15 protein-coding genes are annotated in these 15,893 nt (G+C 65.5%); 4 read left to right on the top strand and 11 right to left on the bottom strand.

Annotation, left to right across the window (positions count from 1 at the left end):
* Positions 1–33: 33 nt before the first annotated feature.
* The gene (locus HNR59_RS16030; RefSeq protein WP_183832042.1) at positions 34–1,155 is read right to left on the bottom strand and encodes an LLM class flavin-dependent oxidoreductase; all 1,122 of its coding nucleotides are present in this window, start codon (positions 1,153–1,155) and stop codon (positions 34–36) included.
* Between the two features lie 59 nt (positions 1,156–1,214).
* Positions 1,215–2,180 carry an ABC transporter substrate-binding protein gene (locus HNR59_RS16035; RefSeq protein WP_183832043.1) on the bottom strand — a complete coding sequence of 322 codons (966 nt, stop codon included), beginning with the start codon at positions 2,178–2,180 and terminating at the stop codon, positions 1,215–1,217.
* A 195-nt stretch (positions 2,181–2,375) separates the two neighbouring features.
* On the opposite strand from HNR59_RS16035, the gene HNR59_RS16040 reads away from it, so the two are divergent.
* Genes HNR59_RS16040 through msuE form a run of 3 tightly spaced genes read left to right on the top strand, consistent with a single transcriptional unit; the run spans position 2,376 to position 4,621 of the window.
* On the top strand, positions 2,376–3,200 hold the full coding sequence (locus tag HNR59_RS16040) for an ABC transporter permease (protein WP_183832044.1): 825 nt from the start codon (positions 2,376–2,378) through the stop codon (positions 3,198–3,200).
* Between the two features lie 2 nt (positions 3,201–3,202).
* Positions 3,203–3,997 (top strand): ABC transporter ATP-binding protein, encoded by a 795-nt coding sequence (locus HNR59_RS16045; RefSeq protein ID WP_183832045.1) that lies wholly within the window; start codon positions 3,203–3,205, stop codon positions 3,995–3,997.
* Between the two features lie 21 nt (positions 3,998–4,018).
* The gene (gene msuE, locus HNR59_RS16050; protein WP_210307386.1) at positions 4,019–4,621 is read left to right on the top strand and encodes an FMN reductase; all 603 of its coding nucleotides are present in this window, start codon (positions 4,019–4,021) and stop codon (positions 4,619–4,621) included.
* A 184-nt stretch (positions 4,622–4,805) separates the two neighbouring features.
* Here msuE and HNR59_RS16055 read toward each other — a convergent pair whose 3' ends face one another.
* The 9 genes from HNR59_RS16055 to HNR59_RS16095 all read right to left on the bottom strand — a co-directional run bounded on the left by HNR59_RS16055 (position 4,806) and on the right by HNR59_RS16095 (position 14,537).
* Positions 4,806–5,660 carry an alpha/beta fold hydrolase gene (locus HNR59_RS16055; protein WP_183832046.1) on the bottom strand — a complete coding sequence of 285 codons (855 nt, stop codon included), beginning with the start codon at positions 5,658–5,660 and terminating at the stop codon, positions 4,806–4,808.
* A 17-nt stretch (positions 5,661–5,677) separates the two neighbouring features.
* Entirely contained in the window at positions 5,678–6,532 is an 855-nt protein-coding gene (locus HNR59_RS16060; RefSeq protein ID WP_183832047.1) for a 3-hydroxybutyryl-CoA dehydrogenase, read from the bottom strand.
* A gap of 29 nt (positions 6,533–6,561) precedes the next feature.
* A complete protein-coding gene (locus HNR59_RS16065; RefSeq protein WP_183832048.1) occupies positions 6,562–7,215 on the bottom strand; it encodes a 3-oxoacid CoA-transferase subunit B in 654 nt (217 codons plus the stop codon).
* An 11-nt stretch (positions 7,216–7,226) separates the two neighbouring features.
* Positions 7,227–7,877 (bottom strand): CoA transferase subunit A, encoded by a 651-nt coding sequence (locus HNR59_RS16070; protein WP_183832049.1) that lies wholly within the window; start codon positions 7,875–7,877, stop codon positions 7,227–7,229.
* Complete coding sequence (locus HNR59_RS16075) at positions 7,874–9,076, bottom strand: acetate/propionate family kinase (RefSeq protein ID WP_183832050.1); 1,203 nt, start codon at positions 9,074–9,076, stop codon at positions 7,874–7,876. Before HNR59_RS16075 ends, HNR59_RS16070 begins: the two co-directional genes overlap by 4 nt.
* Positions 9,073–10,470, bottom strand: a complete 1,398-nt coding sequence (locus tag HNR59_RS16080; RefSeq protein ID WP_183832051.1) for a bifunctional enoyl-CoA hydratase/phosphate acetyltransferase — start codon at positions 10,468–10,470, stop codon at positions 9,073–9,075. The genes HNR59_RS16075 and HNR59_RS16080 overlap by 4 nt, the downstream gene beginning before the upstream one ends.
* 1 nt (position 10,471) lies before the next feature.
* Entirely contained in the window at positions 10,472–12,973 is a 2,502-nt protein-coding gene (locus HNR59_RS16085) for a DUF3141 domain-containing protein (RefSeq protein WP_183832052.1), read from the bottom strand.
* 13 nt (positions 12,974–12,986) lie between these two features.
* Positions 12,987–13,751: an enoyl-ACP reductase FabI gene (gene fabI / locus HNR59_RS16090; RefSeq protein WP_183832053.1), complete on the bottom strand. Its 765-nt coding sequence runs from the start codon at positions 13,749–13,751 to the stop codon at positions 12,987–12,989.
* 153 nt (positions 13,752–13,904) lie between these two features.
* On the bottom strand, positions 13,905–14,537 hold the full coding sequence (locus tag HNR59_RS16095; protein WP_183832054.1) for an alpha/beta hydrolase: 633 nt from the start codon (positions 14,535–14,537) through the stop codon (positions 13,905–13,907).
* Positions 14,538–14,711: 174 nt separating this feature from the next.
* Here HNR59_RS16095 and HNR59_RS16100 point away from each other — a divergent pair, with 174 nt between their 5' ends.
* Positions 14,712–15,881, top strand: coding sequence for an OpgC family protein (locus tag HNR59_RS16100; protein WP_183832055.1), 1,170 nt, complete (start codon positions 14,712–14,714; stop codon positions 15,879–15,881).
* Positions 15,882–15,893: the final 12 nt, after the last annotated feature.

Here is a 15,893-nt window from a genome sequence, read left to right on the forward strand (position 1 = left end):
AAATCTCCTGTTCCTGAAAGGGGCTGGCGGTCTTCAGCTGGCTTTGGCAAGCGCCTGGCTCGCCACCAGCGCGCGGGCCCTTGGAATGACGTGTTCGGCAAAGCGTTCCTGCTCGGCGATCAGCGGGAAGAAGGAGAGCATGAAGGTCGAGATGCCGATGCCGTGGAATTCGGCGAGGCGCTTCGCCACGGTGTCGTAGCTGCCGACGAAGCCGGGGAGCGTCCCGCCATTGGCGCCGATCATCGGCTTGTCGGGATATTTGAAACCGACCTTCAGCGCCTCGGCCTTCTCGTCGATATTGCCTTTCATCTTTTCGCGCCGGGCGGCGAAGAACGGTTCCTGAATGTCCAGCAGCCGCTGGACCTCGGCCTCCGCCTCCGCATCGGTCTCGCGCGCCAGAACGAAGCCGGTGACGCCGATGCCGAACGGTGGCCGGCCGGGCGCGCGCCGCGACAGGATGTTGTCGACCAGCGGCACCACATCCTCCAGCGGGCGGCCGTTGATCAGCCAGTGATCGGCCAGTTCATCGACCAGTTGCAGGCCGGGCTCGGATTCACCGCCGGCATAGATGACTGGACGGTCGCGGTAACGCGAGCGTGGCGACAGCCGGAAGCGGTCGAGCCTGAAGTTGGGCCCGTCGGCGGTTACCTCTTCGCCTGCGATCAGCGCCCGGACGATGCGCAGCCATTCGCCGCCATAGGCATAGCGCTCGTCATGCTCGGGAAAGCCGATGCCGGAGCGTTCCAGCTCGGGTTTGAACCATGCGTTGACGAAGTTGATGGCAAAACGGCCGTGGCTGATGTCCTCGATGCCGAGCGCCATCTTGGCGAGAACAGCGGGATGGTAGAGCCTTGGCTTGATCGCCGCGATGATCTCGATGCGCTCGGTGAGTGCCGCCGCCGCTGCCGCTGCCGTCCACGCTTCGAGTATTTCCTCGGCCTGATCGATCGGATTGATGGTGTGCTGGGCGATCAGGACGGTATCGAAGCCGACTCGCTCCGCACTCTGGATGACCTCGCGATTGAAGTCGAAGTCGGCAACGAGGTGATCATTCTCGCCGACGACCCACTGGCCGCGATACGGGGCCCATATGCCGAAGCGCAGCGGATGGCCGGTCCGCACAGGCCGCCGCGAAAATGTACTGGAACCGGACATCTGTGTTCTCCATAGGGACAGCGGTCGCGGACGGGGGCTCCCATCCGCGACGGCGCCTGTCACGGGATGTATTTGTTGAATTCGTAGTTGAAGCTGGAATCGACCCTGATCTCTTTTTCGATCACCTTCTGGCGAAACAGCTCATCGGCGATCGCCTGATTGCTGGGGATCAGCTCCGGCCGGATCTCCTGCAGCTTCTTTGGCCGGTTGCGCTCGACGGAGAGCGTGACTTCCGGCTCGATCCCGAGCAGCTCCGCCACGAAGCCGGCATGCTTTTCCTGGTTCTCGCTGGCCCATGCCAGATGCTTGCCGAGCTGGTTGACGAAGGCGCCGATGGCGTCCTTCTTCTCCGCGATCGCCTTGTTGGAGGCGATGAAGAACAGGGCGTTGTCGACATCGACATCGCCGGCATTGACGAGACGGCGCGCGCCCTGCGCCTCATAGGCCGACAAGGTGGCATCGATCGCCACCGCGACATCGATCTGGCCGGCCTCAAGCACGGAAAGCGTGTTGGTTCCCGCGGGCAGGAACACGGATTCGACATCGGTGATGTCGAGACCGGCCTTCTGGAGCGCCTTGTTGACGACCCACTGGCCGTTGGTGGCGCGCGCATAGGAAATCTTCTTGCCCTTCAGATCCTCCAGCGTGCGGATGGGGGAGTCGCCGGCAACGACCAGCGCTTCTCCGATGCGCCATGGCTCCGTTGCCGCGATGATCTGCGCCTCGACATCGGCCGACTGCGCCACCACGGGGCCAACCTCGCCCATTTCGGCAACGTCGATCTCGCCCGCATTGATTGCGGCAATGAGGCCCACGACCCCCGACGTGAAGGGAATGATCTGGAACGTTATGTCGCCGGCCTTGTCATGGCCCGCCTGCTCGAAGGTGGATGCAACGCCGAAAAGATTGATGGTTCCGACGCGAAGCGTCTTCGCATCGTCGGCGGATGCCGGCACCGGGAGGGAAAGCGACAGCGCAAGAACGACAGCGGCGGTGGCGCTGCTCAGCAGCCTGGGAAGTCTCATGGAAATCTGCTCCGTGTGATTTGGAGCCGGATTAAGCCATGGCAGTGCGCGGGCTTGGGAGGCACTGGTTTTCCAAAAAAACCTAATGTCTATAAAAATACTCTACTAAAGCGGGGAAAGGAAAGGCCAGCCGCCCTTCAGGCATGGCGCAGACCCCCTTAGGCTTGCCGGCATCATTCAATGAACGTGAGCCGCATGTCCCTCGCAACTGTTTCCACCCCATCATCGGCCGCCGATCAAAGTGCCGCCGGCACATGGCAGGTGCCGCGCTTCGTGCGCCGGCTGATCGTGCCGGTGTCTCTTCTGGTGATCTGGCAGGTTCTTGCCAGCTACGGCATCATCAACCGGCGCTTCAGCTCGTCTCCGGTCGACATCATCGCGGCCCTGTGGAAGCTGGCCGTCAACGGGCAGCTCTTCGACAGCCTCTGGATTTCCCTCGTGCGCGCCTTTCTGGGCCTTGCGCTGGGCGGCTCGCTCGGCCTGCTGGCGGGCCTTGTCGCTGGGCTGTCCCGGCTTGGCGAGGATGCGCTGGATTCCACCATTCAGGCTATACGCACGCTGCCCTTTCTGGGGCTGGTGCCCTTGTTCATCCTGTGGTTCGGGCTGGGGGAGACGCCGCGCATATTGCTGGTGGCGCTCGGCACCTTCTTTCCGATCTATCTCAACGTCTTCAAGGGAATACGCGGCGTTGAGGAACGGCTGATCGAGCTTGGCCGCAGCTATGGCCTCAACCGCTGGGAACTGATCCGCGACATCATCCTGCCGGCTGCCCTGCCGAATGCGCTGGTGGGCCTGCGCTATTCGCTCGGCATCGCCTGGCTGGTGCTGGTGATCGCCGAGCAGATCAACGCCACCTCGGGCCTCGGCTGGCTGATCATCAAGGCAAGTGAGCTGGCCCAGACCTCCGTCATCATGATGGTGCTGGCCGTCTACGCCCTTATCGGCATTCTCGCCGATGCCATCGTTCGTCTCATCGAAACCCGGGCGCTGCGCTGGCAGCGGTCGTTCCAGGGAGCCTGATCATGCCAAACCTCGCCTCTTCGGGTGTCGCGCTCAGAAATGTCAGCCGCACCTTCGGGACCCGCAGGGTTCTGTCCGACATCGATCTTGAGATCGGCGAAGGTGAATTCCTCGTCATCGTGGGCGCCAGCGGTTGCGGGAAATCCACATTGCTCAAGATCATCGCCGGGCTCGATCGCGGCGCCGAGGGCGAAATCCGGATCGAGGAAAACCGCTCGATCGTGTTTCAGGATTCGCGCCTGCTGCCATGGAAGCTTGTCTGGGAAAATGTCGTGCTCGGCCTGCGCGGCAACCGGGCGGAACTGCGCCGTCGCGCTCTGGCAGCGCTGGATGAGGTCAATCTGCTGGCCCGGGCCGATGCCTGGCCGCTGACGCTTTCCGGCGGCGAGGCGCAGCGTGTCGCCATCGCGCGCGCTCTGGTGCGAACGCCGAAACTGCTGCTGCTGGACGAGCCCTTCGCCGCGCTTGATGCGCTGACGCGCCTGAAGATGCAGCAGCAGGTGGCGGCGCTGGTCGAACAGCACCGGCTGACGACGCTTTTCGTCACGCATGACGTGGATGAGGCCCTTTTGCTGGCAGATCGCATCTTGCTGGTGGAGGCGGGGCGGATCGCCAGAACCTTCGATGTTGGCCTGAACCGTCCCCGCAACCGGGCGGATGCCGGTTTCATCAGTCTGAGGCGTGAACTGCTGGAAGGGCTGGGGGTCAGCGAAGAAGACGGTTTCGCGGCCGCAGCACAGCCTCCGAAACAACCCCGCCAGACCCGCCCCCTCGAAGTTGCCGTCGCAGCAGAATAACGCAGAACGAAGGTTTCCATCATGAGTGACAGAATTCCCCATATCGTGGTTCTCTCCGGCAGCACCCGGCGGCCTTCAAGGTCGCTGGCGCTCGGTGAAGCGGTGGCGCAGGTCGCCAGCCAGAAGCTCGACGTCGTTGTCACGAGCTACGATCTGATCGATGCCGGCCCGGGCCTCGGTGCGGCCTTCACGCGCGATGCGCTTTCAGAGGAGGCGCTGGCGGTGATCGAAGCCGTCGAAAGTGCGGATGCCCTCATTGCCGTTTCGCCGGTCTACAAGGGGTCCTATGCGGGGCTGTTCAAGCACCTGTTCGATTTCGTTTCGCCGGAGGGGCTCGCCAACAAGCCCGTCGTCGTGGGGGCCACGGGCGGCGGTCACAGGCATGGCCTTGTCGTGGAGCACCAGCTGCGCCCGCTTTTCGGTTTCTTCTCCGCCCTGACGGTGCCCACCTCCGTCTATGCCAGCGACAATGAATTCCTCGATGGCAAGGTCGTCGATCTGACGGTTCGTGAACGCATCGAACAGGCCGGCGCCCAGCTTGCCCACCTGCTTTTCGCCTATAGCGGCAGGCAGGAGGAGCCGGCGCCGGAGGAAGTGACCGCTAAAAGCGCCACCGCTGCCTAGGGCATTTTGCAGCCGGATGGAGACATCCGGCGTCGCATGAATGCGGCCAGAACAGGGACCTGAAGCGCCAGCAGCTCATCTGAAAGATCGCGACACGCTTCAGGGGCAGCCCGGTGTGGTGAACGGAAAGCAGCACCATGTCCGTGCTGCATTTCGCGCGCTCCCCGACCCTGTCGATGCCTTGTCAGGCGGGGTCTTTCTCCTGCGCTGCCATGCATTTGTCCAGCCACATGTGGATGGCTTCCAGCGCTTCCGGCTCATCGAGAAATGGAATATGGCCGCGATTCGGCACCTCGGCGCGGATCAGGCCGGGGCTGTGACGCTGCATTTCGCGCGCGGTCTCCAGCGTCAGCAAGTCCGAATTCGCGCCGCGGATCAGCGCCAGCGGCATTCCCGCACATCCCTCGAACAGGGGCCAGGCGTCGGCCAGCGGCCCGGTCATCGCCCGGTCGAAGCCGATGCGCAGGGCGGGATCGTAGGGCAGGTCGAGGCCGTCTTCGGTCTGGATGAAGTGGCGGACCGTCTCTTCCTCCCATCTGAGGGCGGGAACGTTGCGGAAGCCGGGGTTGGCGGCCGGGCTGCGGTCGACCACCTCCTCCAGCGTGCGAACGGCAGGCTTCACGCCCAGATAGGTGCCGATCCGCGCCAGCCCTTCTTTTTCCAGAGCAGGCCCGACATCGTTGAAGCAGATGCCGGCTATGCGGGAGGGCGCGATGGCGGCCATCACCATGGCCAGCAGCCCGCCGCGCGACGAGCCGATGATTGCCGCCCGCGCGATGCCCAGATGATCGAGAAGCGCCAGCGCATCCTGCGCTTCCTGCGCGACGGTATAGGTTTCGGGATCGGCCCGCCCGGAAGCGCCGCGCCCGCGGCTGTCCAGCCGGATCAGGCGCACGCTGTCCCTGATATGGCGTGCCAGATAGTCGAAGTCGCGACCGTCCCGCGTCAGTCCGGCAAGGCACAGCACGGGCAGGCCGCTGCCCTCGTCGCTATAGGCAAGCTGCGTGCCGTCTTCCGCGCGGAAGCTTCCCCTTGTCATGGTCCGGCCGCTCCTCTTCAGCCCGGATAGTCGAAGAACCCCTTGCCGGTCTTGCGGCCCAGCCAGCCGGCATGGACCATCTGCTTCAGCAGCGGGCTTGGCCGGTACTTCGGATCGTCGAACCCCTGACAGAGAGTTTCCATGATGTTCAGCACCACGTCCAGCCCGATGAGGTCGCCCAGCGCCAGCGGTCCCATCGGGTGATTGGCGCCGAGCTTCATCATGGCGTCGACATCCTGCGGCGTGGCGACGCCTTCATGAACGCAGTTGATCGCCTCGTTGATGAAGGGGACGAGCAGGCGGTTGACGACGAAGCCATAGCTGTCGCTGGAGGCGTGCGGGCTCTTGCCGATGGCGCGGGCGACTTCGGTGACGGCCTGTGCCACCTCGTCGGTGGTCTGCAGCGCGCGGATGATCTCGATCAGCTGCATCATCGCTACGGGATTGAAAAAGTGCATGCCGATGACGCGGCCCGGATGAGCCGAGGCGGCCGCGATCTGGGTCAGCGAGATCGAGGAGGTGTTGGAAGCAAGAATGGTCTGCGCGCCGCAGATCGCATCGAGCTGCTTCAGCACCTGCGTCTTGACCTCCAGCCGCTCCACGATCGCCTCGACCACGAGGTCGCGGTCGGCCATGGTGGTGAGCTCCGTCGCCGTGGTGATCCGCGACAGCGCATCGGCGGCTTCCGCCTCCGTCAGCGCGCCCTTCTTCACCTGTCGGGCAAGGCTGGTTTCGATGGCGGCGCGCCCGCGTTCGAGCGCGGCTGCGGACAGGTCCTGCATCACCACCGCAAAACCCGCCACGGCAAAACATTGTGCGATGCCGTTGCCCATGGTGCCGGCGCCGATCACGCCGATCTTCTCTATTTTCATGATCTCTCCGCTTTCAGGATGGGAAGCGCTCAGGCAAAGCGCATTTCGGCCAGATCGTCGGCGACGATCAGGGTTGCGGCGGTGGCCGCGCGTATATCGTCCACCGACACGCCCGGCGCATGCTCGCGCAGGAGCAGGCCGTCTTCGGTGGGCTCGATCACCGCCAGTTCGGTGATGACCAGATCGACGCGGCGCGCCGATGTCAGCGGCAGCGTGCATTCCGGCACGATCTTGGAGACGCCTTTCGCCGCATGCTGCATGGCGACGACGACACGGGCGGCACCCGTCACCAGATCCATCGCCCCTCCCATGCCCGGCACCATCTTGCCCGGCACCTTCCAGTTGGCGAGGTGGCCGGCTTCATCCACCTGAAGGCCGCCCAGAACCGTGACGTCGAGATGGCCGCCCCGGATCAGGCCGAAGCTCATGGCGCTGTCGATGGTGGCCGCGCCCGGCACGGCGCTGACGTAGCCGCCGCCGGCGTCGGTCAGGTCGGCATGCTCCATTCCTTCGGGTGGGCGGGCGCCGAGCCCGATGATGCCGTTTTCCGCCTGAAAATACACGCCGGCATCGGCGGGCACGTAATTGGCCACGAGGCTGGGCAGGCCAATGCCGAGATTGACCAGCGTGCCGGGCCTAATTTCCAGCGCCACGCGCCGGGCAATCAGTTCCTTGGCGTCCATCAGTGCCTCCCTCAGCGGTGAACGAGAAGATGATCGACGAGCGCGCCGGGCGTATGCACCGCATCGGGCGCGATCACGCCGACAGGCACGATCGAATCCGGCTCGGCAATCACCGTGCGCCCCGCCAGCGCCATCACCGGATTGAAGTTTCGCGCCGTCAGCAGATAGAACAGATTGCCCACGTAATCGGCCTGCCAGGCGCCGATCAGCGCGAAATCGGCCCTGATCGGCGTTTCGACGAGGAAGGTCCGGCCTTCGACCTCTATGGTCTGCTTGCCGTCCTCGACCTCGGTGCCGAGGCCGGTCGGGGTGAGGATGCCGCCGAGCCCCATGCCGCCCGCGCGGATGCGCTCGATCAGCGTGCCCTGCGGCACGAGTTCGCAATCGATCTCGCCGGAGATCATCTTCGCCTGCGTTTCGGGATTGAGCCCGATATGGGAGGCGACCACACGGCTGACCGCGCCGGCGCTGATCAGCTTGCCGATGCCGCGTCCGGGCAGGGCGGTGTCGTTGGCGATGACGGTGAGGTCGCGGGCATTGCGGGCGACGAGGGCGTCGACCAGCCGCTCCGGTGTGCCGACGCCCATGAAGCCGCCGATCAGCAGGCTCGCACCGTCGGGTATCAGGGCGGCGGCAGCCTCCGCCCTCAATGTACTCTTCATGCCGCAACCCCCTCATTGATGCCAGCGGCGGCACGGGCTGCCCGGGCAATGACCAGATCCTCACGCGTTGTCACGATCATCACCGTGGTCCGCGAAAACTCGGAAGACAGAACCGTCGCGTTGGCGGCGTTTCGGCCGTGGTCGATCTCTATTCCCATCCAGCCGAGACGTTCGCACACGCGACGACGGATGACACGCGAGTTTTCACCTATGCCGCCGCAGAAGACAAGCGCGTCAATACCGCCCATCACCGCCGCCATCGCGCCAAGCTCGCGCTGCACGCGGAAGACGAAATAGTCGATGGCCCGGTGGGACTGCGCGCTGTCGGCCTCCTCCAGCGTGCGCATGTCGTTCGACAGCCCGCCGGACAGGCCCAGAAGCCCGGATTCATTGTAGAGAATCTGCCGGATCTGCGCCGTATCGAGATGTTCCCGGTCGAGCATGTAGAGCAGCACGCCCGGATCGATCTGGCCGCAGCGCGTGCCCATCGGCAGGCCGTCCAGTGCCGAAAAGCCCATCGACGAGGCAACGGAGCGGCCCTTGTAGATGGCGCACATGGAAGCGCCGTTGCCCAGATGCGCCACCACCACGCGCCCCGCCATCAGATGCGGCGCGATGCGCTCCAGCTCGCTCGTCACGTAATCGTAGCTGAGCCCGTGGAAGCCATAGCGGCGCACGCCTTTCTCGTAATAGCGGTGCGGGATGGCGAAGGTGTCGTTGACGAAGGGCTGGCCGCGGTGGAAGGCGGTGTCGAAGCAGGCGACCTGCGGCACGCCCGGAAACGCCGCCATCGCCGCCCGGATGCCGGCTATGTTGTGGGGCTGGTGAAGCGGCGCGAAGGGCTCCAGTTCGGCGAGCTTCGCCAGCACCGCCTCCGTCACCGTGACCGGTTCGGCATAGTCGAGCCCGCCATGCACCACGCGGTGGCCGACGGAGGCCATGCGCAGGCCGGGAAAGGCCCCCTTGACGGTGGCGATGATCGCCGCCAGCGCGCCCGCGTGGCTGGTGAGGTCACCCCCGGCCACGGTCAGTTCGGCGCCTGATGCATCCTTCAGCTTCAGCGTGCCTTCCGGCCCGATGCGGTCGGCCTGCCCGGTCACCAGCGGCTCGTCGCCCTCAGCGGGGAACAGCGCGACCTTCAGCGAGGACGATCCCGCATTCAGCGCCAGAATGCCGGTGTTGCGGTCTGCGGACGTCATCGGTTGCGTTCCCCTGCGAATGCGTGATGCAGCGAGGCGACCGCGCAGGACGCCAGCCGCGACATCGGACTGTCGGAGCGCGAGTTCAGGATGACAGGAACCCTCGCGCCCAGAACCAGCCCCGCGCCCTCGGCATGGCTGACGAAGGACAGTTGCTTGGCAAGCATGTTGCCGGCATCGATACCCGGCACCACCAGGATGTTGGCATGGCCGGCGACGCCGCCCTTCAGCCCCTTGGTGCGCGCGGCCGACAGGTCGACCGCATTGTCCATGGCCAGCGGGCCGTCGACCAGCCCGCCCGAAATCTGCCCGCGCTCTGCCATCTTGGAGAGCAGCGCGGCATCGATGGAGGACTGGATGGCGGGATTGACCGTCTCCACCGCCGACAGCACGCCGACGCGCGGCTCGATGCCCAGCGAAAGCGCGAGGTCGATGGCGTTCTGGGTGATGTCGACCTTGGTGGCGAGGTCGGGTGCGATGTTGATCGCGGCGTCCGTCACCATGACCGGCTCCGGCCGGCCCGGCACGTCCATGACGAAGACATGGGTGAAGCGGCGCCCGACCCGCAGCCCGCCAGACTTGTCGAGCATGGGCTTCAGCAGGTCGTCGGTGTGGAGGTGGCCCTTCATCACCGCCCCGGCGCGGCCTTCGTGCACGAGCCGGCAGGCCGCGGCGGCAGCGGCCTGATCGCCGCCCTGATCACGGGGCATGCCGATGATCTCGAAGCCGGAAAGATCGGAACCGAGTGCGGCGCCTGCCTCGCGGATCGCCGTCTCGTCGCCGACGAGCAGGGGAACGATCAGCCCTTCCTTGGCCGCCCGCAGCGCGCCGCCCAGCGAATTGCCGTCATCGGGGCAGACGACGGCCACCGGCAGCGGGGCCAGCGCCTTGGCCCGCTCGACCAGCGCTTCGAAATGCCGATGGCGCTGCACCAGCAGGCCCGGAATCTCGATGTCGTCGCGATCGTATTTTTCCTGCGGGGCGAGCACCCGCGCCGTGCCCGAGACGATCAGCGCGCCATCGGCGGGCCGCGTCACCTCGGTATCCAGCGTGACCGTGCCGTCTTCGGATTTCTCCACCATCCGCACCCGGCACAGAAGCTCGTCGCCGGCGCGGGCGCGGTCGTGGAAATCGGTCACCTGCCGCAGATAGAGCGTGCCCGGCCCGGGCAGCAGCGTGCCGAGGACGGCCGAGATCAGCGAGGCCACGAACATGCCGGGGGCGATGTTTTCGGGCCGGCCGTCGCCGTCCACATCGGCCGATGGCAGGTGCATGGGATTGTAATTGCCGGAAGCCGCGGCGAAGACGTAGAGGTCGTCGGGGGTGACGAGACGGCGCAGTTCTGCCGTCTCGCCGACGCTGAGTTCGGCGAAGGTGCGGTTGACGAGATGCATGTCAGCTCTCCGACTTCGTCCGGGCGGTTGCCCTTTGCCGCCGCGCCACGGCCGCCGCATGGGCGATCTCGGCATTGGCGGCCGCCGCTGCGGCCTGCTCTTCCTGCACCTGTGCTTCCTCCAGCGGGTCGTCCGGCATGTCGCCGAGGAAATGCGGCAGCCCCAGCACCTCGTGGAACCTTTGCAGAAGCTGGATGGTTTCGGGCAGCATCTCTTCCGTAGAACCGGGCACGTAGCGCACCACGCGCAGCGCCAGCTCGCGCTCGGCGGCATCGGGAAGCAGCGCCGGCAGGGTGCGGATCGCCAGATCCGGCTCGTAGGTGGCGATCAGCGTCTGTTCGTGGATGATCAGCGCCCGGCGCTCCGCCCCCAGCGAGCGGAACGGCTCGTCCTGCGTCAGGATTTTCGAGGATCGCTCCAGCCGGTCGCGGCGCACGCCCTTGCGGTTCTCGGCCAGCAGCACCAGCATGCGGATCACCGCTTCCGGAAAACCGCCGCGCTCGATGTTGTGCAGCGCCGCCGCGACTTCCGGCAGGCCGCGCAGTTCGTCGGTGTTCTTCAGCGTGCGGCGCGCCTCATGCGTGCGGCCGAAGACGCGCATCCAGGGGTTCGACCAGACGTTGAAGAAGGTCAGTTCGTAGAGCATGTCGCGGGTGTCGCGGGTGAAGTCGATCATCTGCTCGACGCCCTCCACCCACAGCGCTTCCATGGCGAGGAAGGGATTGTCCGCCGCTGCTCTGGTGCGGTTTTCCCGCACATTGGCGGCCATGCCGGAAACCGCCTCCATCAGCGGGTTTTTGGACGAGGCCAGCGCCCGTTCCAGCCTCTTGGGATGCAGCGCGCGCGACAGCTCGGCGCTGGTTCCCGTCACCGTCGCCCGCACGAAGGGGCGCAGCAGCGTGTCATAGACCTGCGCCTGCACCTCGGAGGCACGCGCCACCGCCGCGAAGGGCTGCTCGTCGGCAAAGCCGTCGTCCAGCGCGCGGATGTCATCCAGCGTGCGTTCGGCGAAGCCGACGGTGAAATGCTTGCGGCCGTCGCGCTCCTCGATGTCCTCGATGCGCATCTCGTAGAGGCCGGGGGCCAGCGCCTCGATGGTCTTCAGCGTCGAAGTCACCTCGGCATGTTCCTTGCGCGCGATCTGCGAGGACACGAAGATTCCCAGATGCCCGACCTGATCGTGGACCATGTAGACGATGCGCTGGCCGCGGATGCGGATTTCCTGCACATCGGCATAGGTCTCGGCGATCCAGTTCAGCGCCTGCTGCGGCGGGGTGATGTTGTCGCCATGGCTGGCGAAGACGATGATCGGGGCGCGGATCGCCTTCAGGTCGACCGGGCGGCCTGGCTCCAGCCGGGCCTCGTTCTTCGCCAGCCGGTTGCCGACGAAAAGCTGCTCGACGATCCAGCGGATTTCCGGCTCGGTCAGCATGAAGAAGCCGCCCCACCACTTCTCGAATTCGAGGAAGGTCCGGTCGCCCTTGTCGATGTCGCGATAGAGATCGGTGTATTTGCGGAACAGGGTGCGGCCCGGATTGAGCAGCTCGAAATTCAGCACCAAATGCGCGCCGTCGAAGATGCCGCCGCCGAGATCCGACAGCATCATGGGTATCCACGTTCCACCGAGCACGCCGGCATTGTAGCGCATCGGGTTCTCGCCCACGCGGCCCGACCATGGCGCGACCGGCGCGCCATTGACGACGATGGGACCGGTCAGGTCGGTGTTGGTGGCGGCCAGCAGCAGGGTGGCCCAGCCGCCCTGACAGTTGCCGGTGACGACCGGGTTCGACGCCTGCGGATGGCGGCGCATCACCTCGCGCACGAAGGCGGCCTCGGCGCGGGTGACGTAGGACAGATACTGGCCGGGCTCCGGACGCGAGCGGAAGGCGACGAAATAGACCGGATGGCCCTCGCGCAATGCGACGCCCACCTGGCTGTCGGACTTGAAGCCGCCGATGCCGGGGCCATGGCCGGCGCGCGGGTCGATGATGATGTAGGGGCGGCGGGTATCGTCGATGACGACGCCCTCGGGCGGCAGGATCTTCAGCAGCATGTAGTTGCTGGGATAGGGCAGGTCGCGCCCGTCCATCACCACTTCGTAATCGTAGATCAGCACCGGCGGGCAATCGGCCGCCTCGTGCTCCAGAAAGATGTCGCCGCGCTTGCGCAGCGTATCGGCGGTCAGCACGGCCCGTTCAGCCGCATCCCGCTGATATTCGAGCAGGCTGCCGATCAGGCCGTGCTGCGCCTGCGACCTGTGCAGCCCGGAGATCAGGTCGGCGCCGGCGTCCATCAGGCGGCGGGTGCGGGCCGAGTGGCTTTCAAGGATGCGGTGCGCATGGCTGGCGGCCGCCATGGTCTGGATTTCTCCGGTTTGCGAGGCGGCGCCGACCTCGGCGCGCGCGCTGGCCATGCCGGCCTCCATGATGTGGAGCGCATCGCTCCGGGCGCGGGGAACGCCGGGCTGAAGCTTCGGGTCGAATATTTCGAAGACGCTTGCCATGATGATTGATCCTTCAGGCGACAATCGAGAAGCCGCCGTCGATGTCATGGACACCGCCGGTCAGGTTGCGGGCCTCGTCCGAGGCGAGATAGACGGCCAGCGCGCCGACATCGTCGACGGTGGCCAGCCGGCGCGTCGGTGCGCGGGTGGCGGCGTGATCGAGGAGCGCGTCGAAATGGTCGATGCCGGAGGCGGCGCGGGTTGCCAGCGGTCCGGGCGACAGGGCATGGACGCGGATGCCTTTGCCGCCGAGTTCGGCGGCGGCATAGCGGGTGGCGCTTTCCAGCGCCGCCTTGACGGGCCCCATGACATTGTAGTGCTCCACCACTCGCCGCGAGCCGAGGAAGGAGACGGAAAGGCAGCATCCGCCCCCCTCCATCAACGGTTCCGCCAGCCGGATCATGCGCAGGAAGGAATGGACCGAAATGTCCATCGCCAGACTGAAACCCTCGGCCGAGCAATCCACCACCCGCCCGTGAAGATCGGCCTTCGGCGCGAACGCGATGGAATGCAGCAGGATGTCGAGCCGGCCCCAGCGTCCGGCGATTTCCGCGAACACCGCCTCGTCAGAGCCCGGCACGGTCACGTCGAGCGGCATGAGAATTTCGGCTTCCAGCTCCTCGGCGAGGGGCCGGACGAACTTTTCGGCCTTCTCGTTCAGCCATGTCACGGCGAGATCGGCGCCCTGCGCGCGAAAGGCCCGGGCGCAGCCCCACGCAATCGATTCACGGTTGGCTATGCCGACGATGAGCGCCTTGCGGCCTTCGAGTGAAAACACGATGCCCCTCCGGTTTCATCGCTATTCAGGCACTCTTGCGATTCCTTTTGATGACGGAGCGATAATGGTTTGCTGACATTTTCGCCGCCGGGGCTGCGGGCGGATGGGGCATGAGCGATGCGCCATGCATGCGCGAGGCATACCCGGCCGCGGTCACGGCTTCAGCCAGTTGCGGATGAGCGCTGCGTCCGGATCGGAAAACTCATGGCCGCAGTCGACCGCATGAGCCTCGACCCGCGCGCCGGCGCCGCGCAGCTGCTGCGCCAGCGGCGCGGCATAGGGGCCGTAGGTCGCGTCTCTCGTGCCCGAAAGCACCAGCGCCGACACGGCGGAGAGATCGGCAGGCGGCGGTGCGTCCAGCACCGGCATGGCGCGCAACAGCACGGCCCGGCGCACCAGTCCCGGATGCAGGAACAGCAGGCTGGACAACAGATTGGCGCCGTTGGAATAGCCCAGAAAAACCGCATCGGCAGGATCGAACCCATGTTCGCGGCCCGCCTGCGCAAGGAAGCGCGCGAAAGCCTGCGCCTCGCTGCGGATGCTGTGCTGATCGAACGCGACCGGCGTGAGGCGGGTAAACCAGCGCCGGCTTTCCTCCTGCACGATGCGCCCGCGCACAGCCATCAGCCGCGCCTGCGGAAAAACCTGCGCGGCGAAGGGCACAAGCACCGTCTCGTCCGTGCCGGAGCCATGGAGAAGAATGACCCATGAACCGTCCGGCGCATCCGGTTCATGCAGCCGGTAGCCGAAGGCAAGCTCTTCATGAAGTTCCGAGGTTCTCGGCATGTGACGGTCCTGCGTGGGCTTCGGCGGGTTTGCCGGCTTCAAAACGAAATGTTTTCAAGGCTGTCCAAAGTTGAACGATGCCGGTCCTGTTTTAGGTCCGATTTCTCCGGTTTGTCATGGATGCCTGCAAGCAGTGTGGCAAAGCGCCGTCGAACATATCGGGAAGGACAGCTCATGAAGACCGGCATGACGGCGCACAGGGATGCGCGCATAGACATGGTGCGGGCGCTGGCTTTGCTGACCATTTTCATCAACCACGTTCCCGGCAACATTCTGGAGCGCTTTACCTACAAGAATTTCGGTTTCTCTGACGCGACCGAGATCTTCATGCTGGTGTCCGGCATTTCGGTCGCGCTTGCCTATGGAGCGCGATTCGTGTCCGGGCAGCGCGCCACTCTGACGCTGAGAATGTGGCGGCGGGCAGGCGTGCTCTATGTGTCCCATATCGTCGTCACCATGGCCGGCATCGCGCTTTTCTGCCTCGGCGCAGTGTACGCAAAGCGCCCCGAACTTCTTTCGCAGATCAATATCGGGCCAGTGATGGAGCGTACGCCGGAGGCGATGATCGGCATCATCACGCTCGGCCATCAGATCGGCTACAACAATATCCTGCCCGTCTATGCGCTGCTTTTGCTGGCGGCTCCACTGATGATCCACGGCGCGCTGCGCTGGCCGGGCACGACGCTCGGTGCCTGCGGCGTGCTGTGGCTGGCTGCCGGCCTGTGGCAGATCGCGCCGCGCAATTATCCGGAAGCCGGCCAGTGGTTTCTCAATCCGCTGTCGTGGCAGTTTCTGTTCGCGATCGGCATCATCGGCGCGATCCATGTGCGCAGGGCGGGTGCATTTCCCGTCAGCCGCTGGGGCGTCGCACTGGCAGGCGCCTATGTGATCGCGGCGCTGGCGTGGGTTCACTCGCCCCTGTGGGGACAGGTGACATGGTTCGGCCTCTCGCCGGTCCTCGGCGGCTTCGACAAGACCTATCTGTCGCTGGCGCGGCTGCTGCATATTCTGGCGGCGACCTATCTTGTGCTTGCCCTGTGTTCGGCGGTTCCCGTGCGGTTCCGGGCCGACAATCCTCTGGCCGTCCTTGGCCGCCGTTCACTGGCGGTTTTCATCGCCGGGACCGTGCTGGCGCTGGCAGCGCAGATGCTGCGCATGGTCCATGCCGGCGGCGTCGGTTACGACCTTTGCCTGCTCGTGCTCGGCATCGCGGCCCAGTTCGGGCTGGCATATTATCTCGACTGGGTCGACAGGGTGAAAGCCGCCGCCAGAAGCGATACCCCGGTCCGCCACAGAGCCCCGGCCCTGAACGCAGGGCGGGTGCTGGCGGGGCATGGCGCGTAAGGGCTGTCTCTT

Origin of the sequence: Aquamicrobium lusatiense (assembly GCF_014201615.1) — a bacterium.
Classification (GTDB): domain Bacteria; phylum Pseudomonadota; class Alphaproteobacteria; order Rhizobiales; family Rhizobiaceae; genus Mesorhizobium; species Mesorhizobium lusatiense.

Bases quoted from the DNA above. Each gene is read 5' to 3' on its own strand.
- HNR59_RS16030 (WP_183832042.1), bottom strand. From the start codon at position 1,155: ATGTCCGGTTCCAGTACATTTTCGCGGCGGCCTGTGCGGACCGGCCAT.
- HNR59_RS16035 (WP_183832043.1), bottom strand. From the start codon at position 2,180: ATGAGACTTCCCAGGCTGCTGAGCAGCGCCACCGCCGCTGTCGTTCTT.
- HNR59_RS16040 (WP_183832044.1), top strand. From the start codon at position 2,376: ATGTCCCTCGCAACTGTTTCCACCCCATCATCGGCCGCCGATCAAAGT.
- HNR59_RS16045 (WP_183832045.1), top strand. From the start codon at position 3,203: ATGCCAAACCTCGCCTCTTCGGGTGTCGCGCTCAGAAATGTCAGCCGC.
- msuE (WP_210307386.1), top strand. From the start codon at position 4,019: ATGAGTGACAGAATTCCCCATATCGTGGTTCTCTCCGGCAGCACCCGG.
- HNR59_RS16055 (WP_183832046.1), bottom strand. From the start codon at position 5,660: ATGACAAGGGGAAGCTTCCGCGCGGAAGACGGCACGCAGCTTGCCTAT.
- HNR59_RS16060 (WP_183832047.1), bottom strand. From the start codon at position 6,532: ATGAAAATAGAGAAGATCGGCGTGATCGGCGCCGGCACCATGGGCAAC.
- HNR59_RS16065 (WP_183832048.1), bottom strand. From the start codon at position 7,215: ATGGACGCCAAGGAACTGATTGCCCGGCGCGTGGCGCTGGAAATTAGG.
- HNR59_RS16070 (WP_183832049.1), bottom strand. From the start codon at position 7,877: ATGAAGAGTACATTGAGGGCGGAGGCTGCCGCCGCCCTGATACCCGAC.
- HNR59_RS16075 (WP_183832050.1), bottom strand. From the start codon at position 9,076: ATGACGTCCGCAGACCGCAACACCGGCATTCTGGCGCTGAATGCGGGA.
- HNR59_RS16080 (WP_183832051.1), bottom strand. From the start codon at position 10,470: ATGCATCTCGTCAACCGCACCTTCGCCGAACTCAGCGTCGGCGAGACG.
- HNR59_RS16085 (WP_183832052.1), bottom strand. From the start codon at position 12,973: ATGGCAAGCGTCTTCGAAATATTCGACCCGAAGCTTCAGCCCGGCGTT.
- HNR59_RS16095 (WP_183832054.1), bottom strand. From the start codon at position 14,537: ATGCCGAGAACCTCGGAACTTCATGAAGAGCTTGCCTTCGGCTACCGG.
- HNR59_RS16100 (WP_183832055.1), top strand. From the start codon at position 14,712: ATGAAGACCGGCATGACGGCGCACAGGGATGCGCGCATAGACATGGTG.